23 protein-coding genes are annotated in these 21,839 nt (G+C 51.2%); 11 read left to right on the top strand and 12 right to left on the bottom strand.

The window, feature by feature from the left end:
- Positions 1-475 precede the first annotated feature (475 nt).
- On the top strand, positions 476-2,224 hold the full coding sequence (locus K0H79_RS01700; protein ID WP_220077097.1) for a hypothetical protein: 1,749 nt from the start codon (positions 476-478) through the stop codon (positions 2,222-2,224).
- On the opposite strand, the gene recQ is transcribed toward K0H79_RS01700, so the two are convergent.
- Positions 2,211-4,034, bottom strand: a complete 1,824-nt coding sequence (gene recQ / locus K0H79_RS01695; RefSeq protein WP_220077096.1) for a DNA helicase RecQ — start codon at positions 4,032-4,034, stop codon at positions 2,211-2,213. The two genes, K0H79_RS01700 and recQ, sit on opposite strands and share 14 nt — an antisense overlap.
- 241 nt (positions 4,035-4,275) lie before the next feature.
- Between recQ and rarD the strand changes: the two genes are divergently transcribed.
- The gene (gene rarD / locus K0H79_RS01690) at positions 4,276-5,157 is read left to right on the top strand and encodes an EamA family transporter RarD (protein ID WP_220066451.1); all 882 of its coding nucleotides are present in this window, start codon (positions 4,276-4,278) and stop codon (positions 5,155-5,157) included.
- Positions 5,158-5,348: 191 nt separating this feature from the next.
- Here the strand turns inward: rarD and K0H79_RS01685 are convergent, their stop codons facing one another.
- The 5 genes from K0H79_RS01685 to radC form a co-directional block, all read right to left on the bottom strand.
- Complete coding sequence (locus K0H79_RS01685) at positions 5,349-5,882, bottom strand: type VII secretion protein EccB (protein ID WP_220077095.1); 534 nt, start codon at positions 5,880-5,882, stop codon at positions 5,349-5,351.
- Positions 5,883-6,023: 141 nt separating this feature from the next.
- On the bottom strand, positions 6,024-7,346 hold the full coding sequence (argA, locus tag K0H79_RS01680; RefSeq protein WP_220066449.1) for an amino-acid N-acetyltransferase: 1,323 nt from the start codon (positions 7,344-7,346) through the stop codon (positions 6,024-6,026).
- Positions 7,347-7,626: 280 nt separating this feature from the next.
- Entirely contained in the window at positions 7,627-7,800 is a 174-nt protein-coding gene (gene rpmG, locus K0H79_RS01675) for a 50S ribosomal protein L33 (RefSeq protein WP_011758450.1), read from the bottom strand.
- Positions 7,801-7,806: 6 nt separating this feature from the next.
- On the bottom strand, positions 7,807-8,043 hold the full coding sequence (gene rpmB, locus K0H79_RS01670; protein ID WP_011758449.1) for a 50S ribosomal protein L28: 237 nt from the start codon (positions 8,041-8,043) through the stop codon (positions 7,807-7,809).
- Between the two features lie 119 nt (positions 8,044-8,162).
- A complete protein-coding gene (gene radC, locus K0H79_RS01665) occupies positions 8,163-8,840 on the bottom strand; it encodes a DNA repair protein RadC (RefSeq protein ID WP_220066448.1) in 678 nt (225 codons plus the stop codon).
- An 83-nt stretch (positions 8,841-8,923) separates the two neighbouring features.
- On the opposite strand from radC, the gene coaBC reads away from it, so the two are divergent.
- The 4 genes from coaBC (at position 8,924) to folE (ending at position 12,080) form a co-directional block, all read left to right on the top strand.
- Entirely contained in the window at positions 8,924-10,177 is a 1,254-nt protein-coding gene (gene coaBC / locus K0H79_RS01660; RefSeq protein ID WP_408733363.1) for a bifunctional phosphopantothenoylcysteine decarboxylase/phosphopantothenate--cysteine ligase CoaBC, read from the top strand.
- A complete protein-coding gene (dut, locus tag K0H79_RS01655) occupies positions 10,174-10,632 on the top strand; it encodes a dUTP diphosphatase (RefSeq protein WP_220066446.1) in 459 nt (152 codons plus the stop codon). The genes coaBC and dut overlap by 4 nt, the downstream gene beginning before the upstream one ends.
- A 28-nt stretch (positions 10,633-10,660) precedes the next feature.
- Positions 10,661-11,254: a nucleoid occlusion factor SlmA gene (gene slmA / locus K0H79_RS01650; protein ID WP_220066445.1), complete on the top strand. Its 594-nt coding sequence runs from the start codon at positions 10,661-10,663 to the stop codon at positions 11,252-11,254.
- Between the two features lie 175 nt (positions 11,255-11,429).
- Entirely contained in the window at positions 11,430-12,080 is a 651-nt protein-coding gene (gene folE, locus K0H79_RS01645) for a GTP cyclohydrolase I FolE (protein WP_220066444.1), read from the top strand.
- 68 nt (positions 12,081-12,148) lie between these two features.
- On the opposite strand, the gene pyrE is transcribed toward folE, so the two are convergent.
- Positions 12,149-12,790 (bottom strand): orotate phosphoribosyltransferase, encoded by a 642-nt coding sequence (gene pyrE / locus K0H79_RS01640; RefSeq protein ID WP_220077093.1) that lies wholly within the window; start codon positions 12,788-12,790, stop codon positions 12,149-12,151.
- Between the two features lie 104 nt (positions 12,791-12,894).
- Positions 12,895-13,608: a ribonuclease PH gene (gene rph, locus K0H79_RS01635; RefSeq protein ID WP_011758441.1), complete on the bottom strand. Its 714-nt coding sequence runs from the start codon at positions 13,606-13,608 to the stop codon at positions 12,895-12,897.
- Between the two features lie 207 nt (positions 13,609-13,815).
- Here rph and K0H79_RS01630 point away from each other — a divergent pair, with 207 nt between their 5' ends.
- From K0H79_RS01630 to K0H79_RS01615, 4 genes are all read left to right on the top strand, one after another.
- Positions 13,816-14,679, top strand: coding sequence for a YicC/YloC family endoribonuclease (locus K0H79_RS01630; protein ID WP_220077092.1), 864 nt, complete (start codon positions 13,816-13,818; stop codon positions 14,677-14,679).
- A gap of 185 nt (positions 14,680-14,864) precedes the next feature.
- The gene (locus K0H79_RS01625) at positions 14,865-16,148 is read left to right on the top strand and encodes a site-specific integrase (RefSeq protein WP_046127238.1); all 1,284 of its coding nucleotides are present in this window, start codon (positions 14,865-14,867) and stop codon (positions 16,146-16,148) included.
- Positions 16,149-16,263: 115 nt separating this feature from the next.
- Positions 16,264-17,037: a type IV toxin-antitoxin system AbiEi family antitoxin gene (locus K0H79_RS01620; protein ID WP_258405454.1), complete on the top strand. Its 774-nt coding sequence runs from the start codon at positions 16,264-16,266 to the stop codon at positions 17,035-17,037.
- Positions 17,038-17,041: 4 nt separating this feature from the next.
- Entirely contained in the window at positions 17,042-17,956 is a 915-nt protein-coding gene (locus tag K0H79_RS01615) for a nucleotidyl transferase AbiEii/AbiGii toxin family protein (protein ID WP_220077090.1), read from the top strand.
- Positions 17,957-17,993: 37 nt separating this feature from the next.
- Here K0H79_RS01615 and K0H79_RS01610 read toward each other — a convergent pair whose 3' ends face one another.
- The 3 genes from K0H79_RS01610 to K0H79_RS01600 are packed head-to-tail and all read right to left on the bottom strand — an operon-like array spanning position 17,994 to position 20,162.
- Positions 17,994-18,239, bottom strand: a complete 246-nt coding sequence (locus tag K0H79_RS01610; protein ID WP_029550504.1) for an AlpA family transcriptional regulator — start codon at positions 18,237-18,239, stop codon at positions 17,994-17,996.
- Positions 18,240-18,295: 56 nt separating this feature from the next.
- The gene (locus K0H79_RS01605; protein ID WP_220077089.1) at positions 18,296-19,957 is read right to left on the bottom strand and encodes a DUF927 domain-containing protein; all 1,662 of its coding nucleotides are present in this window, start codon (positions 19,955-19,957) and stop codon (positions 18,296-18,298) included.
- A gap of 16 nt (positions 19,958-19,973) precedes the next feature.
- Positions 19,974-20,162 carry an AlpA family transcriptional regulator gene (locus K0H79_RS01600; RefSeq protein ID WP_041416689.1) on the bottom strand — a complete coding sequence of 63 codons (189 nt, stop codon included), beginning with the start codon at positions 20,160-20,162 and terminating at the stop codon, positions 19,974-19,976.
- A gap of 299 nt (positions 20,163-20,461) precedes the next feature.
- On the opposite strand from K0H79_RS01600, the gene K0H79_RS01595 reads away from it, so the two are divergent.
- Positions 20,462-20,611 (top strand): hypothetical protein, encoded by a 150-nt coding sequence (locus K0H79_RS01595; RefSeq protein ID WP_162892195.1) that lies wholly within the window; start codon positions 20,462-20,464, stop codon positions 20,609-20,611.
- Here K0H79_RS01595 and K0H79_RS01590 read toward each other — a convergent pair.
- Positions 20,608-20,955 carry a hypothetical protein gene (locus K0H79_RS01590; protein WP_258405453.1) on the bottom strand — a complete coding sequence of 116 codons (348 nt, stop codon included), beginning with the start codon at positions 20,953-20,955 and terminating at the stop codon, positions 20,608-20,610. The two genes, K0H79_RS01595 and K0H79_RS01590, sit on opposite strands and share 4 nt — an antisense overlap.
- Positions 20,956-21,839: the final 884 nt, after the last annotated feature.

The following is a 21,839-nucleotide window of genomic DNA, read 5'->3' as shown; positions in this document are numbered from 1 at the left end:
TCCATGGAACCGATTCGGTTCTCGTTGTACAACTCATGTGTTTGAAAACAAAAAACCCCGCGTGGTTGGCGCGGGGTTTTGTGAAGGCTTTGCTTGGCTAGCGAGCGTGCGACACTAATTCCTCCGCGCAGGGATTGCGAGAGTAAGAAGAAGGAGGTTGATTAGTGCAACAATTCTATTCATAAAAATAAGATATTTATGCTGAGTAAAAACCAAGCGAGTGCCTAATATGTAACTTGCCCTCTTAATAGTGTCAACCCCCAAATTTTTCATCATCTGTCAATTCAGTCTGGCTTACTTTCGGTTTTATAGGCTTTTTGAACTCAGCTGTGCCTAAAAAATTATCCACAACATCAGCGATGTAGGATATAACAGTGAATACCTGCCGCAGGCAGGTCTCGTCAGCTTTATGCAAAATTGACTGCAACATTGCTATACTGTCCCCCCTTTAAAAGTCGCTGGCTATTGGAGAACTATGGGATTTCATCACCGGATTTGCGGCCTGCTGCTGTGGCTTTTGCCACTGCTGGTGCTCGCCCGGGAGCCAATGGATGAAATCGGGACGCTGGTTTTTCAGTATCCGGCCGAAGCCAAGTCCCAAATCGCGCTGCTGGAAGAGGAATTCAGACGCACTCCAGCCACAGAGCTGAACAGCCTGCGACTCAAACTGCTTAAGTGTGAACTGCTGCTGCAGCAGGGAGATAACGAGGCCGCCATCAATCTGGCTCAAATGGGCGAAGCTACCGCCAAGCGGCAAGGGGTTGAATATGCAAGACCTTACTTTATTGCTTGTCTGGCCGATGCCTATAGCCGTTACAACAATGTGCAGGTAGCACTGCCACAACTGGACACCGCCGTCACCCTTGCCAAGCGCTACCAACAACCCCAGGCGTTGATACAGGCGCTGAGGTTAAGGGGAAAGCTGGATACTGAAGCACAAAACTACACCTCCGCAATTGAAGACCTGCGCGTAGCGCTGGATGCGTATGAAGGCATACAAAACCAGCAACAAAACTGGATATGGCCGCCCAAGCCGTTGATCTATGGGGCCATGGGGCAGCTGATGCTGGCCACAGGCGACTTGGATCAAGCCAGCCATTACAACCAACTTGGGCTCGAGCACGTAGACAGTAAGGGAAAAGTTCGTTTGGAATTACTGCTCAATGCCGCCGAGATTGCCATTGCAGCGGGCAAGGAAGGGGATGGTGCAGATTACCTGGCTCAGGCCAGACAATTACTGCCGGAACTGAGCAGTCCCCTGGAGTTGGCGCTTGGCTACAGTCGCACAGCGGCCATTGAGCTGACCAGAGGTCGCCCTGACATCGCTGAAGACCTGCTGAATATCGCGTTAAATACCTTTACTCAGCAACAAAATCAGCGCTATGCCATGAGAGCACAGGGATTGCTGGCGCAGGTGGAGTTTGCCAAGAATAACCCCCCAGAAGCCTTAAGATTGATGTCACAGGCGATCGCTACTGCGCAGCAACTGCAGCTTTATCCTGAGCAGGCCAAATACCAGCTGCAGCTTGCGAGATTCCACGAGTCTGAGGGTCAATTCGATAAAGCGTTCCATTCACTGGACAAAAGCCTTCAGGCAACAATCCAAGCCCACCGTCTCATGAATCAAACCCGTATTCAGCAACTCAATACCCGCCTGGGGCAGCGCAGCATAACGGCCGAAGTGGAGCTCAATCCTTTGTCCTCCTTTCCGGGGCAGAGTAATTTAAGCTGGGTTTACAGCCTGATGCTGGTAATGATTTCCTTGCTGCTGGCGTTGGTGCTGTGGCAAATGATGAGACAGTTCAGCAGCCGAAGTCGCCCCGCTGAGAACAATGTGCCCCAATCTCCCATTCAATGGCTGGAGCAGGCAATGCAGCACGCCAAACGCGGCGGTCATTCATTGTCGGTTTTGTTGCTGGGGGTAAAAACGCTGGATATTCAGGAAATAAAAACCCTGACCGCGGCAATGAAGCTCAGACTCAGGGAAACAGACAGCCTCTACCTGCTGAATGACAACGAAATATTAATCCTGTTGCCCTACACCAGTAATCAGGGTGCCGATTTGGTTGTTCAGCAGCTCAGTCCGGCGCTGGCGCCATGGCAAGACAGTAAAATTCTTCTTGGCCAGGCCAGCATGCACCAATTTGATACCTCAGAAACCCTGCTGAAACGTGCCACCACCCGGGGCATGACCCGCAGTGCACTGACGACTAATCCCCACTGATGTAAGCGGCTATCTCGTCGAGAAACTCACCGCCAAACCGTGCCAGTTTGCGCTCACCCACGCCGTTAACGGCCAACATCTCAGCCTCGGATTTGGGCAGCATCCACGCCATTTCGGCGAGGGTAGCGTCGTTGAACACCAGATAGGGCGGCACATCCTGCTCTTCGGCTATGGTGCGCCTCAAATTCTTCAATCTGGCAAACAACTTACGATCGTAATTTTGCGGCGTTCGACTCGATGTGCGCTTCCGCGGCACATCACTGAGGGTAAGACGAGGCTCGGCAAGCATCAGCGCCACCTCACCTTTCAGCACGGGTCTGGCTGCGCTGTTCAGGCGCACCGACGAGCCACGGGTAATATCCTGGCTGGCGAGTCCGAGGTGAATAAGCTGACGGGTGACACTGAGCCAATACTCGGTGCTCTTCTCTTTACCAATACCCCAGGTCGAAAGCTTGTCGTGCCCCCTGTCTACCACGGAAGCGGCTTTGGAACCCCGCAAGACTTCAATGAGATGATTCACCCCAAAACGTTGATTTAGCCGATAAATACACGAAAGCACCTTTTGCGCATCTTCGGTGCCGTTGTAGCGTTTGGGTGGGTCGATGCAGATGTCGCAGTTACCGCAGGGTTCGTTGGCTGCTTCACCAAAGTAGTGCAGCAATACCTGACGGCGGCAGGTTTGCGCCTCGGCAAAGGCCGCCATGGAATACAGTTTATGAAACTCCACCTGTTGCTGAGGCCCTGGTTCCTGCTGTTCAATCAGATGCCGCACCCGGCCTATATCGGCGGGGTCAAACAACAGCAAAGCCTCGGCATCCAGGCCATCCCGACCGGCTCTGCCGGTTTCCTGATAGTATGACTCAATGCTCTTGGGAATATCGTAATGCACCACAAAGCGCACGTTGGACTTGTTGATGCCCATACCAAAGGCAACTGTGGCCACCACCACATCGATTTGGTCTTTCAGAAACCTGTCCTGTACGCTCGCCCGTTCATCCTGAGTCATGCCCGCATGATAACCCTCAGCATAAAATCCCTGTTGTCTGAGCCGCTCGGCGACCTCGTCCACCCGGCGACGACTGCTGCAATACACAATACCGTTGGCACCCTTTTGCGACTGAATAAATTGCCGCAATTGGTTGGCTGCATTGAGCTTTTCGGCCACTGTGTAACGAATATTGGGCCTGTCGAAACTGGCAAGATGCTGGAATGGCTGTATGCCAAGACGTTCGCAGATACTGCCGCGGGTTGCTTCATCTGCGGTAGCGGTGAGCGCCATCACAGGCACATGGGGGAAACGCTGTTTCAGCTGGCCCAGAGCCGCATATTCTGGCCTGAAATCGTGGCCCCATTCGCTGATGCAGTGGGCTTCATCCACCGCAAACATGCTGATATGCAGCTCATCAAGCCGGCTTAAAAAATCCCCCTGCAACAAACGCTCGGGCGACACATACAGCAGCTTAAGTTCACCGAACCTGAGTTGGCGCAGCACCTCTATAGCCTGCTCTCGCGGCTGGGAGGAATTGAGATACGCAGCAGCAACACCGGACTGAATAAGGCTGTCTACCTGATCTTTCATCAGGGAGATGAGCGGCGATACCACCAGTGTGACACCGGGCAACACCAATGCCGGGACCTGATAACAAAGGCTTTTGCCGCCACCGGTGGGCATGATCACCAAGCAATCTTCACCCTGACACACCCGCGTCATCACCTCCCGCTGGCCGGGCCTGAAATCCCGATAACCAAATACCTGTTGCAGGCAATGGCTCAGGGGATCCTGGGAGTGTTCTGATGCTGGTTGTTCCATGAAACTGCCGGAAGGTAAACAAGGCGGTCATTCTAACCAAGGTAGCGGCCTGTGTCTTGTCGCAATCGTCCTAAAGGGCAGCAGAGTAGCCCACCCAACACAATGCCACGAAAGCTTGCCAAACTGTGGTTACAGCTTGCCAGACGATACCGTATGGGATTATTTGTATCGCTTGAGACAACAATGCCAGCCACGTACAATTCGCAGCCCGGCAGTTGCCAACCAGCCAGAGAACGCCTGAATGAACACCGACCACGAATACCGCAAGGGCATATTACTCGCCATTGGCGCGTACACCATGTGGGGCTTCGCACCTTTATATTTCAAACTATTGGAGCAGATTTCTGCCACCGACATCCTGCTTCACCGGGTTATCTGGTCGTTTGTGTTTACCGCGTTGCTGATGGTATTCATCGGCGGCTTTGGCAAGCTGCGCCAACTGCTGAAGGCCCCCAAACAGCTGTTGGTGTTGCTGGTTACATCGATTTTGATTGCAGGTAATTGGCTGCTCTTCATCTGGGCGGTCAATAACGACCATATGCTGGATGCCAGCCTGGGTTATTACATTAATCCGCTGCTCAATGTCCTCTTGGGGATGGTGTTTCTGGGAGAGAGACTCAGGCCATTACAGTGGTTTGCCGTGTTTCTCGCCACCGTTGGCGTGGCGGTGCAGGTGATATCGTTCGGTTCTATTCCTGTGGTATCGCTGGCGCTGGCAGGCTCTTTTGGCATTTATGGGCTGCTGCGAAAAAAGGTCAAGGTGGACGCGAAAACCGGACTTTTGGTAGAAACCGCCATCTTGATGCCCGTTGCCCTGGGTTATTTGTTGTTGACGCTTGGCAGTGCAGAGCACAGCATGCTAAGCAATAACTGGCAGCTCAATCTGCTGCTCGTCGCCGCCGGAATTGTAACTACAGCGCCGCTGCTCTGCTTTGCAGGGGCTGCGGTGCGTATTCCCTTATCCATGCTGGGCTTTTTTCAATATATCGGCCCCAGCATTATGTTCATACTCGCGGTCAGCCTCTATGGCGAGCCCTTTGGCGTGGAAAAGAGCGTCACCTTCGGTTTTATCTGGACAGCACTGGCGGTATTTACGCTGGATATGCTCAGGCGCCGCGGTTGATACCAGCGCCCCTGACAGCTGCGTCGTAAGGCAGAGCAGCCTGTATAAGAAAGAAGCCCGGGCACACACCCGGGCTTTTTAGTCTCAAGACTCTCTCTTTCTCTTGGAAGGATTGATACCGTCTTGATGAGTCCTGACTGCTGACCCGTTTGGCCAGCGCATCTTCTCAGCATTCCTCAGTATATTTATTCTCAGCGTTCTTTTTCGCTATGCAGGGCGGCCAACAAGGCTTCTCCGTCTGGTGTGCTGAGCACAAGGGTATACCCCTCATCCACCGGGATAACCAGTAAGGGATCGTCACCTGTCACAGACACCAGCGCCTTGGCGTCATCCCCCTTAAGGCGAAACCAACCGAGATTGTATCCCGGCATTCCCACACCATTGGTGCGAAACCCAAGTTTGGGCGCATCGGCGGCTGATGTTGCCACCAAGCGAGCGTCATCAAGCTGTAATGACGATACAGGAATGGTGCGGCTGTAAGCGGGCAAGTCCAGCACCAACCTATCCTGCTCTAGGCGGGCTTCGGGTGATAAGGCACCAATGAAAATCCATCCCAACAGGCCCACCACAGCAAGAATAATGCCCGTGGCAACGGCGCTGGCTGTTTTGGTCATGGGTTTACGCCGAGCAAAAATGCCTATCAGTATCACACCCATCAGCAAGCCCATCGCCCCCCAGAGTGCGCTGCCGGCAAGCGGCGTGAGTAAAAAACTTTGTGTTGTCATCAATCTGCCCCAACTCTCATCAGTTCGCCCAAGGTTGCGCGAAAGACATAATATGTCAAGAACATTAAACATAAAATGACAAAATAGCAGCAGCCATAAACAAACAACCAGCCATGTGGCTGGTTGTTTCGGCAGGATGGATTATTGCAGATCCAATGCGAGAATTTTTGAGCGGCGCTGGTAGTTGTAGAGCTGCTTTTTCTTGGTCGGTAAGGCTTCGACCTCAACCAACTCAAAGCCGTGCTCCAGAAACCAGTGAATACTGCGGGTAGTCAGTGCAAACAGGCGTGCGTAGCCCCTCACTCTTGCCTGGCCTATGATGTTTTTCAAAAGCAAACTACCCCGGTCGGCATCGCGGTAATCCGGATGTACCACCAGGCAGGCAAACTCACCGGCATTGTCTTCTTCAAAGGGATACAGCGCGGCGCAGCCTATCACCAGACCATCCCGTTCAATGACCATAAACTGCTCGATTTCCATCTCAAGCTGTTCGCGGGAACGGCGCACCAGAATGCCCTGCTCTTCCATGGGGCGGATCAGGTTAAGAATGCCACCAATGTCGGCAATTGAGGCGCGGCGCAGGCGCTCGGCGCTTTCGGTTACGATTTGAGTACCAATACCGTCGCGGGAGAACAGCTCTTGCAACAAGGCGCCATCTTCGAGATAGCTCACCAGGTGGCAACGTGGCACCCCATTACGGCAGGCATCGATGCTCGCCTTCAAAAATGCCAGGGTTCCCACACAGGCCTGACCGCCTTCCTGCATCTTGGAGAAAATTTTCTGGGCATCGTTTGGCATCAGCTCGGCAATTACATCGCCGTCACGACCCAGAATACCGTTTTGCGAGCTGAACCCTATCATCTTGTCCGCTTTGAGCTTCACCGCAACCTGAGTGGCCACTTCCTCGGCCGTCAGGTTGAAACTCTCACCGGTAACCGAGGCGGCAATCGGCCCCATCAGTACAATTCCCCGGCTGTCGAGTTGATGCTTAAGCCCACTCACATCGATACGACGCACCCGGCCAGACAGGCAAAAATCCACCCCATCTTCCACGCCCAGCGGCTGGGCAATCACAAAGTTGCCGCTGACAACGTTCAGCTGCGTGCCCTGCATGGGGGTATTGGACAGACTCATGGAAAGCCGTGCAGTAATGTCGAATTGGAGCGCACCGGCGACCTGCTTAATCACCTTCAGGGTATCTTCATCGGTGATACGTACCCCGTTGTGGTAGGCAGGTGCAATACCATGCAGCTCAAGCGCCGCATCAATCTGCGGTCTGGCACCGTAAACCAGCACGATACGGATCCCCAAACTGTGCAGCAAGGCCACATCGTTGATGATGGCGCGAAATTGGGGTTGTACCATGGCTTCGCCGCCCAGCATGACTACAAACGTCTTGCCGCGGTGAGCGTTTACATAAGGGGCGGAATGACGAAAACCGTCAACCAATTCGGTAGTTCGCACGGGCTGTTTTGTCCTCACAGTCACCGACGCAGCACACACTGCGCCAAGTTGAATTCTTGCGCAATTTTATTGAATTTAAATTCACATTTAAAGCATTTATTTTTACCAAACCCATGTTTCATATTAATGAAACGGTACGGCAACCGCATAACAATGCCAAAGTGTTCATCTAAATGCACATCAGTACATTAAAGCACACAAATCGCGGATTCACCTGAAATCCGGGCAATAAAAAACCCCGGCACAAAGGCCGGGGTTTTCAAAAGCTTGACCAAGTAAATTACTTGATTTTGGCTTCTTTGTAGATAACGTGCTGACGGATCACAGGATCAAACTTCTTGATCTCCATCTTTTCTGGCATGTTACGCTTGTTCTTGTCAGTGGTGTAGAAGTGACCAGTTTTAGCGCTTGAAACCAGCTTGATCTTTTCGCGATTGCCTTTAGCTTTAGCCATTTTCTATTACACCTTCTCGCCACGGGCACGAAGTTCAGCAACAACTACTTCGATACCTTTCTTATCGATGATACGCATACCTTTAGTGGAAACACGCAGCTGTACGAAGCGCTTTTCAGTTTCCAACCAGAAACGGTGGTTCTGCAGGTTAGGTAAAAAGCGACGACGGGTCGCGTTCTTTGCGTGCGAACGGTTGTTACCAACCATTGGTCGCTTGCCAGTAACTTGGCATACTCTTGACATGTCAATCTTCTCCAAACAGTTTTTAACGCTCGAGCATTAATGTACCTCGTATGGCCGTCGCCCGAGGCACAAAGAGGGCGCATTTTATACACGAAAGGCCATGGGAGATCAAGTAAAGATCATCCAATCCACCCTCGCTCGGCAAAGGAGACTATCTCCCGGTCCCCTACAACCATGTGATCCAGTAAGGATACATCTATGGTTGCCAAGGCATTTTTCAATCTTTCAGTGATCCGTCTGTCGGCTTGGCTGGGTTCAGCTACCCCAGACGGATGGTTATGGCAGACAATGACCGCTGCCGCCCGCTTTTCCAACACCAGCGACACCAGCTCTCGGGGATATACCGACGCTGCATCTATGGTGCCTCGAAACAATTCGACAAACTGGATGACCCTGTGTTGGCTGTCGAGCAGCAAGACGGCAAATACCTCATAGGCCCTGTCCGCCAACTGAAATCTCAGGTAATCCCGGGTCAAATCCGGACTTGTCAGCACGGCACCCCGCTGCAAAGATTCACCCGCCAGTCGCCTGGCAAGCTCAGCAGAAGCCTGAAGCTGGGCGTATTTTACCGGACCCAGGCCCTGGAGTCGACACACCTGCTGCTTAGTTGCACTGAATAAAGGTCGTAATCCACCAAATTCACCGATAAGTTGCCTTGCCAGGTCCACTGCATTTTGGCCACAAACCCCGTTTCGCAGCAGCACAGCCAGTAATTCTGCATCCGATAATTGAGCTGCGCCCCGCTGCAATAATTTTTCACGGGGCCCCTCTCCCTCAGGCCAGTCCCGAATTGCCATCCCTTGCCTCCCGCGTCCCGTCTTTGGGAACCACTTGCATGCTAAGTTTTTGACTTTGGCCGCTCACTCTTGAGGCGGCGTCTATGGTATGGTTAGCGCCAGTTAATTTTAGTCGGGATCTGCGTGTGAGCCTGAATAATCGAAAAATCCTGCTGGGGATTGGTGGCGGCATTGCTGCCTACAAGAGTGCCGACTTGGTGCGCCGTTTGAAAGAACAAGGCGCCGATGTGCGCGTGGTGATGAGCCAGAGCGCCTGCGAATTTATCACGCCGCTGACACTGCAAGCCCTCAGCGGCTATCCGGTCAGCATGGATTTGCTCGACCCCGCCGCCGAAGCCGCCATGGGTCACATTGAACTGGCCCGCTGGGCAGAGCTGATTATTCTGGCCCCAGCCACCGCCAACCTGATTGCCCGCATGAGCATAGGCATGGCGGATGAGCTGATCACTACTACCTGCCTTGCCACCTCGGCGCCCATCGCCATTTGCCCGGCAATGAACCAGCAGATGTACGCCAACCCGGCGACCCAGGCCAATTTAAACACGCTACAGCAACGTGGCATGCAGATTTGGGGCCCCGGCAGCGGCAGTCAGGCCTGCGGTGAAGTCGGTGCAGGCCGTATGCTGGAGCCGCTGGAAATCCGCACTCTGGCAGAACAGTTTTTTGCTCAAAAGGCCCAGGCAAGCAGCGCCCTTCACGGCGTCAGGCTGATGCTGACCGCCGGCCCCACCCGCGAAGCCATAGATCCTGTGCGTTATATCTCCAACCACAGCTCCGGCAAAATGGGCTTTGCTCTGGCCGAGGCCGCTGTAGCCATGGGCGCAGAAGTGACTCTGGTGTCAGGTCCTGTGACACTTGCCACACCCAAAGGCGTAAGCCGCATCGATGTGGACTCGGCCGAACAAATGTTGGCTGCTGTAATGCAACATATTGACCAGCAAGATATCTTTATTGGTTGCGCCGCTGTCGCCGACTATCGGGTTGCCGATGTTGCTGCCGGTAAAATTAAAAAGAGCAGCGAAACCATGCAGCTTGCGCTGGTGCGCAATCCTGATATCTTAGCCACGGTTGCCGCCCTGGAGGCGCGACCCTTTACGGTGGGATTTGCCGCCGAAACCCACGACGTAGAAACCTACGCCCGAGATAAGCTCAAACGCAAAAATCTCGATATGATCGCGGCCAACGATGTGTCTGTGCCGGGTCAGGGGTTTAATTCGGATACCAATGCTCTGCGCGTCTTCTGGCCCCAGGGCAACCAGGATTTGCCGGCAACCGATAAGCTGTCGCTGGCATACCAACTGCTTTCGCTGATATCGACAAAAATAACCAAAAAATGAAAACACCGATCGAACTGAAAATTCTCGACTCCCGCATAGGCTCGGAATTCCCACTGCCGGCCTATGCCACCCCAGGCAGTGCCGGTATGGACCTCAGAGCCATGTTGGATACCGAGCTGACCATAGCCCCCGGCGAAACCGTGCTAATACCCACCGGTATCGCCGTGCATGTGGGCGACCCCAGCCTGGCGGCCGTGATCCTGCCCCGCTCCGGTATGGGCCACAAGCATGGCATAGTGCTGGGCAACCTGGTTGGGCTGATTGACTCTGACTATCAGGGTCCGCTGATGGTGTCCTGCTGGAACCGTGGCAAAGAGCCCTACACCCTGCAAATCGGCGACCGCCTGGCACAGCTGGTGTTTGTTCCTGTGGTGCAGGCTGAATTTAAACTGGTGGACGAGTTCGACACCTCAATGCGCGGCGAAGGTGGTTTTGGCCATTCAGGCACCCGCTAACGTTTGCATTTTGTGTGAAGGAATCTCAATGGCCGCCAAAGAAAAAATCAGCCGCCGCGAACATATTCTCCAGTGCCTGGCGCAGATGCTGGAAACCAATCCGGGACAACGTATTACCACCGCCAAACTGGCCGCCGAAGTCGGAGTGTCAGAGGCGGCGCTGTATCGCCATTTCCCCAGTAAGGCCCGCATGTTCGAGGGCCTGATCGAATTTATCGAAGACTCATTGCTGTCGCGCATCAATCTCATCATGGATGACGAGAAAGACACCATGCGACGCTGCCAACTGGTCCTGCAGCTGTTGCTGCTGTTTGCCGAACGTAACCCCGGCATTTCCCGGGTACTGAACGGTGATGCCCTGCTTGGCGAAAACGAGCGTTTGCGCAGCCGTGTCGGCGCCCTGTTTGCCAAGATTGAAACCCACCTCAAACAGATATTGCGGGAGAAAACCCTCCGCGAGGGCAAGGGCTTTGAGCTCGACGAAGCCATGCTGGCCAACCTGCTGCTCGCCGTGGCAGAGGGCAGAATCGCCCAGTACATTCGCAGCGAATTCAAACAAAAGCCCACCGAGCACTTCGATGAGCAGTGGGGCTTTATTCAAAAGCAACTGTTACAAAGCTAACCCACCCTGGCCCGCCACACAGGTTCCGTCCGGTGGTGGGTGCAGCGAACACCTACAATTTCAGTATGAATTTGCATCAAATAACGGTATTCTCCCGCACTCGCGCAAAGCCCCAGGTAATTGCTCTGGTATTTTGCCGCAGCGGCCAAGGCCGAAGATGTGGTTGGAGGTAAAAATGGCACTCAGTGAAGCAGCACAAAAGGTTCAGGCCGCACTTTTAGAGCGGGGACTGGAAACACCCATGGTTCCTTGCGGACTCACCAGAGAGGAGCGCAAAGAGCGAATCGAAGAGCACATGCGGGCAATTCTTGGCCTGATGTCACTGGATTTAACCGACGACAGCCTCGCCGATACCCCACGTCGCATCGCCAAAATGTATGTGGATGAAATCTTTTCGGGTCTCGACTACGAAAACTTCCCCAAAATCACTGTCATCGACAACAAGATGGGCGTGGATGAAATGGTGCGGGTACAGGACATCAGCCTGACCAGTACCTGTGAGCATCATTTGGTCACCATAGATGGCACCGCCACCGTGGCCTATCTGCCACGCAAGAAAATCATCGGCCTGTCCAAAATCAATCGTATTGTGCGCTTCTTTGCCCAGCGCCCACAGGTACAGGAACGCCTGACCCAGCAAATTCTGGTGGCCTTGCAGGCATTGCTGGAAACCAAAGACGTGGCCGTGAAAATCGATGCCGTACATTACTGCGTAAAATCCCGCGGTGTGATGGACGCCACCAGCTCCACCACCACCACAGCGCTGGGCGGTATCTTTAAGTCCAACCCGGCCACCCGGGCGGAATTTTTACATCAGCCCCGCTAAAACCTTATCGTGTTTCCAATAAAAAACGCCGCAATCAGCGGCGTTTTTTATTACCTGAAGATAACGGCTCAGATGCCGTATTGCTCGCGGTAAGCACGCACCGAGCTCAGCACCTCTTCCATGCCTGGCTTCTCGGCGAGGAAGGCAATCAGGTCTTCCAGCTTGATGATAGCCACTATGCCGCAGCCAAAGTCACGCTCCACTTCCTGAATGGCAGAGAGTTCGCCCTTGCCCTTTTCCTGACGGTCCAGTGCAATCAACACCCCGGCCAGTTCGGCACCATTGGCCTGAATGATTTCCATCGATTCACGAATGGCAGTACCTGCGGTGATCACGTCATCCACCAGCATCACCTTCCCCTTGAGGTCACTGCCCACCAGGTTGCCGCCTTCGCCGTGGTCTTTTTTCTCTTTACGGTTAAAGCAATAAGGCATGTCGATATCGTGGTGTTCGGCCAGTGCTACCGCCGTAGTCGTGGCAATGGGAATGCCCTTATAAGCCGGGCCAAACAGCAAATCGTAATCGATACCCGCATCCACCAGCGCGGCGGCATAAAAACGGCCCAGACGGGCCAGATCGCGACCGGTATTGAACAAACCGGCGTTGAAGAAGTAAGGGCTCTTACGGCCGGACTTGAGAGTAAACTCACCGAATCTCAGTACATTACGCTCGAGAGCAAACTCAATAAACTCGCGCTGATAGGCTTTCACTGTCTTTCCTCTATCATGTGTCTGGCAGCCCAAGCCGCCAATTTTACAAGGTGTAGGGTGGTAAAAAGGCCCCTCTCGGAGCCTTTAAAAAATCAATTCTGTAATCAGTTCAGAGCCGCTTTCTGGGTATCGATGATTTCACGGATACCGTGCTTGGCCAGCTCCAGCATGGTCAGCAACTCTTCGTGGGTGAAGGGCTCACCCTCCGCGGTGCCCTGAACTTCGATAATCTTGCCGGTTTCAGTCATCACCACGTTCATGTCGGTCTCGGCGGCGCTGTCTTCCACATACTCGAGGTCACAGATGGCTTCGCCGTTGTGAATACCCACGCTCACGGCGGCAATCAAAAACTTCAGCGGATTGGCTTTCACCAGCCCCTTGCCGCGGGCCCAGTTCAGCGCATCCACCAGCGCCACACAGGCACCAGTGATAGCCGCGGTGCGGGTGCCACCATCGGCCTGAATAACGTCACAGTCCACCACTATGGTGTTTTCGCCCAGCTGCTTCAGATCCACGGCGGCGCGCAGTGCACGGCCAATCAGACGCTGGATTTCCTGGGTACGGCCAGACTGTTTGCCACGGGCGGCTTCGCGGTCCATACGGCTGTGGGTAGAACGTGGCAGCATGCCGTATTCGGCAGTCAACCAACCCTGACCACTGCCCTTAAGGAAGCGTGGTACACCCTCGGTGAAACTGGCGGTACACAGCACCTTGGTTTCGCCAAACTCCACCAACACAGAGCCTTCGGCGTGGGCAGTAAAGTTACGGGTGATGCTGATGGGGCGGGTCTGAGCCGGGGTACGATTACCTGGACGCATGGCGATTCCTGTGACGTATGAACTTCGCAATAATTTGGCTGCCTATTATAGGGCTATGCAGAGCGAGTTGCCACGGTGGATTTTGAATACACTCCGTGGGTTGTAAACAGTCATTAGCAGATTTTGCTCACGTTCAGGGCCATGACGCTGGCCTGGCTTGTGGTTATAATGACGTCCAGACTTAGCCGAAAATCAGCCGGAATCCCTATGATCCACAGCATGACCGCCTATGCCCGTATCGAGCATAAAGCCGCCTGGGGCAATGCCTCTTTTGAAATCCGCTCAGTGAATCAGCGCTATCTGGAAACCTACCTGCGTCTGCCAGAGCAGCTGCGCAGCCTCGAGCCAGCCCTGCGTGAACGATTGAGAAAGCGCCTTAGCAGAGGGAAGGTCGAAGTCAATCTGCGCTATGACGTTGCCAGCGACACAAGCGCCGAACTGAACATTAATCAGGACCTCGCCCGTCAGCTCTTGGGCGCGGCCAATTGGCTCAAGGCCGAAGCAGGACAAGGCGATATCGCCCTGACCGACATTTTGCGCTGGCCGGGAGTCATTGCCACCGCCGAGCAGGACATGGACGCCATCAGCGCCGAGCTGCTGGGCGCCTTCGATAAGGCACTGGATCAGTTTGTGGAAGCCCGAGGCCGCGAAGGCAACGCCATCAAGGAGATGCTGGAAAGCCGTCTCAGCGCCGTGGAAGGCCAAATCGCCATTGTGCGCGAGCACATGCCAAAGGTGATTGAATGGCAACGTGAAAAGCTCACGTCCCGCCTTGCTGAGATTCAGGGGGAGCTCGACAGCACCCGTATCGAGCAGGAAATGGTGCTGCTGGCACAAAAACTCGACGTGGCCGAAGAGATGGACCGCCTCGAGGCGCACATTACCGAGGCTCGCCGCATTCTCAAGAAGGGTGGCAGCGAAGGCCGCCGCCTCGACTTTATGATGCAGGAGTTCAACCGCGAGTCGAACACCCTCGCCTCCAAGTCCATCAGCACAGAAATCACCGCAGCCGCGGTGGAGCTGAAAGTACTTATAGAGCAAATGCGCGAACAGATCCAAAACATAGAGTAACTTTCACCAGTGGTCAAATTCGGACATAAAACCATTGTAAATCATAAAATTATGCAAAAATGACACTCATAACATCCATTGTAAACCTACTAAGTTTGGGTAGTTATGGGTAGTAGATTGGGGAGTATTTTCTCGCTATAGTTTGTTTAGCGAGATTGTACTCCCCAATTTTTTGAGGTCGAGAAATGGGAAATTTGCATGACAAAACCGTTAAAAAACTGATCAAGGAAAAATCATCCGTCCGACACTCCGATGGCGATGGACTGTATTTGATGACTCCCAAACGCGGGGATGCCTACTGGATGCTGCGCTACACCACACCAGCAACTAAGCTTCGGCGCGAGTACACTATCGGTAAAGTTGATGACTGGTCACTGGCCGATGCTCGTGATGAGGCCGCCAAGCTGAGGTTAGCGATCAAACGTGAAGGAGTTGATCCCGTCCAAGAACGCAAGAAAGTTAATCAGAATCCCTTTAAAACACTGAATGATTTGTATGCTGACTATCATCAGCTCCGCCAGCGACAAATTGCTACCCACGAAAAAGAAAAGAGCCTTTACGAACGAGAGGTGGCTTGGCGTATCGGTAAAGTCGAGCTAGATAAAATAAGACCACTCGACATCAGTGAAATCCTACGGGATATCGCTAATGGTTATGGTGATAAACCACCAAGACCAACCATATCTAACGACGTAATGCGTATGCTCAAGCGCATTTTTGATCATGGCATCAAGCTCGATGTTACTCAGTTCAACCCTGCAAGCCCTTTTCGACCCAAAGATGCAGGTGGGGAGGAACAAGCTGCAAACGACCCTATGACCGAAACCGAAGTCGTTGAGTTCTTTACCAAGCTCAGAGCGATCCCTGCGCAATTCAGTCGAGAGAACTATTTGGCTTGTGCTTTGTTGATTGCGACTTGTACTCGGAAAATGGAGTTATTGGCCGCACCATGGCATGAGTTTGATTTGCCAAATCGAGTGTGGCATCTGCCGAAAAAACGCACCAAGAAACGTCGCGCAATCGACATTCCTCTCAGTGATGCAGCCCTATTGTGGTTGGAAGAGCTGAAGATCCGCAGTTGTGGTAGCGAATGGGTATTCCCAGCCAGACGAATAAGCAAAAAGGCACGTACCCCACATGTCTGCGAGAATACCTTAAACCATGCACTGAAGAAGTTGTTTGAACAGAACTTTTTCTCGTTTGAAAAGCGCCGGGTGCATGACCTAAGAGGCACTGCCAGAACCCGAATGGGTAAGATGAATATTCCTGACAATATAGCTCAACGATGCCTTAACCAAATTCCAGGTAACCGAACTGATGGTATCTATAACAAAGATGCTTATTTTGAGGAGCGCAAAGTGGCTCACAACATGCTTGGTGAGTGGCTGGCTCCAATTGTTAATGGCGATGGGGAAAATAAGATTGTCAATTTTGACACGGTTTCTAAATCACAATTTTCACGGCAATAATTGACGTGAAATTACAAACTTACAAACCCAAAATTCAAATTAGTTTGAAAAGTCTGAAAATTACGTCGATAATCAACGTGTATTTTATTTTTTATAAACCAAAATGGGATCAGTTATGCTGAACACTGAAGCCAGACAGCAACTACAGAAACTGCTGCCGTTGGATATGATCGCCACCAAATCATGGCTGGAGACGCAAGGACTCAACCTGCATTTTCTGGACAATGCAGTCCGGAGCCAAACGCTGATCCCTGTCGCAGCCGGTGTTTACACTAGGCAAGAAGCGAAGCTATCCTGGAAAGGAATCGTTGCTTCGTTGCAACGCATGGCCGATGTCCCTGTCCATGTTGGAGGTCTGACAGCATTAGAGCTGGAAGGACTTGGCCATTATCTGTCCAAAGGAAACAAACCCAAGGTTCACCTCTATTCTGCTGAGATGCTACCTAGATGGCTGGCAAGAATTGACGCACCAGCACAATTTGAGTGGCATGGCACTCGTCGCCTATGGCCAGAGACGCTAATGCAAGACAACCAGTACCTGAGGCAAGATAGCTGGCAAGCATCTCTTCCTTCATTACATTATTCCTGTCCAGAGAAAGCCATTTTGGAGCTTTTAGTTATAGTGCCCAATACCATCAGCTTTGAACACGCTGACCAACTTATGCAAGGATTACACAACCTATCGCCTCGTAAGCTGAATTCCTTGCTGAAAGCCTGTAGCAGTATCAAAGCAAAGCGACTCTTTCTCTGGCTGGCAGGAAGACATCAACACGCTTGGCTTAAATACCTCACACCAGAACAGTATGCACTGGGCACTGGTAAACGACTGATCGCTAAAGGCGGCAAACTAGAGCCAACCTGGCAAATAACAGTGCCTAAGGATATGTGAAAACATGAATAGACAAAGCCACTACTACCGACAAGTGCAGCTACTACTCAGGATTATTCCTTTTGTTGCGCAGCACGACTGTTTCGCTCTCAAAGGTGGAACCGCTATCAATTTGTTCGTTCGTGACTTTCCTCGACTTTCGGTTGATATCGACTTAGTTTTTCTGCCCATGATGGAACGGAATGAAGCCCTGCAGACCATCAAGAGCAACCTAGATACCCTGGCCTCCACGATAACGGCTAACATCGACAATTCTCGTGTTGTCCGCTCCTTCCAGGATAAATCAGATGCTCTGCGTTTATTGGTGGAGCGAGATAACGTTCAAATCAAAATTGAACTCTCCCCTGTACTACGCGGTACGGTTTACGACCCCCAAGTCATGCCAGTAAGTGGGGCTGTTGAAGATGAGTTTGGTTTTGCAGAGATGCCAGTGGTGAATTTTGCCGATTTATACGCGGGGAAAATCTGTGCAGCACTGGATCGTCAACACCCGAGGGATCTTTTCGACGTCAAGCAACTACTTGATAACGAAGGACTCACCGATGAGCTTCGCAAAGCCTTATTGGTTTATATTATTAGCCACCCACGTCCTATTGCCGAACTACTTAGACCAAACTTCAAGGACATTTCGGGTGTTTATGAAGGAGAGTTTCGGAATATGGCCGATCAAGACATTCCCCAAGCGGAACTCGAAGCAACTCGCGAGCAGCTGGTGAGGCTCATAAACTCGTCTTTGACGCCTCAAGAAAGATCATTTTTACTATCTTTCAAAAATCGTTCCCCCGACTGGTCTCTTTTGGAGCTTTCAGGAATCGACCATTTACCTGCTGTTCGTTGGAAAATGCAAAACCTGGCCAAAATGAACCCAGAGAAACATTCAGAAGCTTACCATCGGCTTCAACAAATATTGACGATATAAAAGCCCCACCCTACACAGGACAGGGCTCTAACTTTACTCAAGCGGCTTTTCTCTGCTCAATCCACCACAGCAGATCTGAAAGCCGCCAAGCCACACAATGGGCGCTCAGCCTGACCCGTTGGGGGGCTAAGCCTTGCCGTTCCATCATCCACCACTGAGTGCGACTGACGCCAGTGATCATCTTACGGTCAGGCTCTCTGACCAGTCGCTCACACTGACCTGATTGACTGAGCACTTGAGTACGAACTTCTTCACTAGGCAAAACGAAGGTTTGTTCACTCATTACATTTTCCTCCGAAGACTAACTGGGAAAAGTGGGAAACTGGGATATAAACTGTGCTAGTCATCAATTTCCAGCTCCTGTATCCCCGCAAAAACTCGGTCTGGCAAGAGTGCAAAAAAACGTCTCGATCTGCCATTTACCGTAAGCTTTAACGTTGCACGTTCGGGCTCGTTGGTAGTTAGCCATCCTCGTTGAAGTAAAGGCATTACCTCGCGCATATACTGCCCTGGCATTTCCAACTGGCGCAAAAACTGGCTTTTATCGATGAGCCATTGCCGCTCGCCATTTACATCTCTGGAATATCCGATCAATGAAGCAGTATTCTGATGACCGATAGGAGATAGAGCCTTTTCCCATTTTGGCAGCAAGACTTTTAAGCGGGCCAAGACCTGATGTTCCTCTGTGTTCATGACGTGGCCACGAGCTGCTAACCACTGACCCAAGACTTGCTTCACAGAATCAATAGACTCTTCCTCATCCCAAGGCACCAAATAATTGCGCGAAGCTAAAGCAAGCGCAGTAGCGACCAGAGCAAAGCGTTGCAATACCCGAATCACTTGGGAAGACATACTACTGGTACGCCATTGATCAACCAGCCGATGAATCTCTGATTTGGTATAATGAGCAAGCTCATAGGTTGATGTCAGCAGATTCATCCATTCGGGAAACAAGCTTCCGTGGTACTGCCCGGTCTGAAACTTCACATGATCGACAAACAATTGTGGACGTTGAAAGCGATGCAATACATCAAAAGCTCCGAACTGACCAAATACCGGGATTTCAACCAAACGAATCTGTTGCCCGGCCTTAGGCCGTTTGCCAAGCGATTCAAATACCTCTGACAACCATACTTCACCAGTACTCAACGCCAACGTTCGCCAGTGGGATGGTTTTGCTAATCCCCCACTCTCTGTAGCCCGCAATTTACTGGTACCGGCGACAATATGATAAGTTGCAATATCAACATCCTCAGGACGCGCTAAGCCAATTTCATCAAGCCCCAGCATCATATCGTGTTGTTCAGCGGCAACAGCAGCCAAGCCATTGGCCGTCGAAATCCAACTGCGGACGAAAGATCTATCACTATAGACAGATGCTGCCAGTTCAAGCAGCGATGTCTTGCCAGTCGACGAAGGCCCTACCAAATGTAAAATACCATTCTCTACTGCGGCGGGATGCAGTAGCGGTGCAGACAGTGCCACGCCCACCACAAAAATCATCAGCGGATTTCTAACACACAAAGCCCCAACCTGAGACTGCCACTGTGATAAAGTACCGGCGCGTTTAAGCATCGACTCATTGAGCTGACCCGCGTAATAGTATGGTTCTGAGTTTGTACCAACGCACCAATCCTGAGTGACATAAACACTGTCATGCCATCCTGTTGAATCGACACAAATTCCCGCAGGGGCTTTTAGAATCTCTTGCAGCAAATAGCGCAGCAAACGCGACCAGCTTTGTGGATAGGGCTCTAACCAATAGCCAGAATCAATCAGGGCGTCCCTAATCAAGCGAGACTGGTCACCATGTAATACCCGGTTGAATACTATGTCCTGTAGCAAAACGCCATCCATGTTGCGCCACTGGATTAACGCACCAAACCCATGCTTCTTGGATTGCTTTCGAGTTCTGGCGATTACTTTTATCCACCCACCTACAACTTGGCGTTCTTCTTTTTCCAGACATTCAAGGTGAGTCTCTGTAAGATGAAATCCCATTCTTACCTCCCGCCAATTAGAGCTCAGCCATCCAGCGACGAACATCACTCGCTCTAAATCTGACGGCCTTACCTTCTGGATTGGGCTTAATAGGCTGAGGAAACTTGCCTGCTTTGACATAACGGCGCAAAGTGGGCTGGGACAGTTTGGTTAGTGAACACACTTCTTCATACGTGAGTAGATTGTTCAGTAATGCGATATTCATATGCTGGTATCTCCCATAACATCTTGATTTGTCATGAGCGATCATACCGTTCACCGAGTACAATCCTCGTCGCTGGAATTGTCCATTTTGGGCACATTGAGCGATATTTATCGGTGCTGCAAATACAGGAATGAGAACAAAGAATTAAAACATCGACTCACAAACCAGAATGTAACAAATTGAATTTTAATGACTAAACCTAAACCGTTACATGTCACATTGTTCATTCGTGACATGTAACGCCAGAATTTTTATTCTAAACACTCACAGAACTGTTCAGAATATTCATGGAGAGCGCTATGGCTAAAACACTGAAACAAATGCTGGAAGAACAGCCTGAGCATATTGTTGCGGCGGCAAGAGAAAATGCATCATTGATACTGGCGGAGCTGGATAAGGGAAAACAGCCCGAAGAAGCAGGGAAAATGGCTGGAAGTGATGAAAGTTAATCGTCACTAAAGGTCTGGAAGTCATAATCATAGCTTCCCAAAAGGCATTGTCTCTGTTGCCGACGCTTCACTGGCGTTTCCCGAGCAATGCTATGCCGCTGCTTGAACATCAACACGATAATCACAGAAGCGCTCAATCCTAACGCTGCTGGCCATTGAAAACACAGCAGAACGAACCATGCGAACACCATAAGTCTTGGAAAGCGCACGCACCAACCAAGCACATGCCAGAACCACACGACTAAGGGCAAACAAAGCAGAAACCAAGCAAAACTGGTATTGCCATACGCTGCTAATCCGATGACAAAAACCAGCATAAAGAAAATATTACTCAGGTGTTTCATCATCAGCCCCTTTCTAAAACTTTCACATGTGAAAGTCAGTACGTTTAAATGAGTGTTACTAAAAACAGACTAACCCCACATTGAAAAATGCAAGTTCCAGCCACTAATCGCCCCCCTTGCCACCCTTAGAGTTCATCTTGTTGGCTCTGTAACTGTATAAACTCCAGACGAACACCAGCGTGAAAAACACCCAGAGCCCAATCATCCCCCATTCAAAAGCAGTCATCCTTTTTCCTCTCGCGGTTAGTTCTCAATAAATCATGGTCCCGACACAGAGAAAATACAATAACCAACTGAAAAATAATAACTTTGTTCCGTCAGAACATTTTATAAAAACACAAAGGACAACATTCCACACTGGAAAATATCTGATTATTCCCACCCAATACCTAGCCAATAACTTTCCACATAACTATCTATCTGGAATGTTGCTCATCAAATTCCACATAAGTGGAATCTCACGGCATAATTATTGGTCGGAATAAATCGGCTGGGACTCCTATATATCTGGAATCTTAGTGCCAACATTCCCCTTTGGATTACTGTCACTGATATTCCAAAGTAAACAGAGTTTATTCTTGCTATGGAATGAGCTTGAAAATCTTCCTATCTATCTGGAATATATATAGAAAATGTTATCTTTTTTTGCAATCTAAACTCGAAATTTAGATGCCTCGCACTGATCAGTATAAAGACATCAAGAAGCCATCCAAAAGCCACCGATAGATAGGTTTGCGTTATGTTGCCATCATCAAGACACCTAAAGAGCATTCAAAACCAACCAATTGATATGCTGAGGAATCTATTCGATGTAAACAGTTCCGAATTCCGCAATTTTCCGCTATTCTTCCGCTTCAGTTGTCCATCCACATTAAGAACGGGAC

This window comes from Shewanella sp. FJAT-52076, assembly GCF_019457455.1.
GTDB classification, from domain to species: Bacteria; Pseudomonadota; Gammaproteobacteria; order Enterobacterales; family Shewanellaceae; genus Shewanella; species Shewanella zhangzhouensis.
Note: the sequence above shows the minus strand (reverse complement) of the source record. Positions and strands in the feature narration are given on the sequence as shown.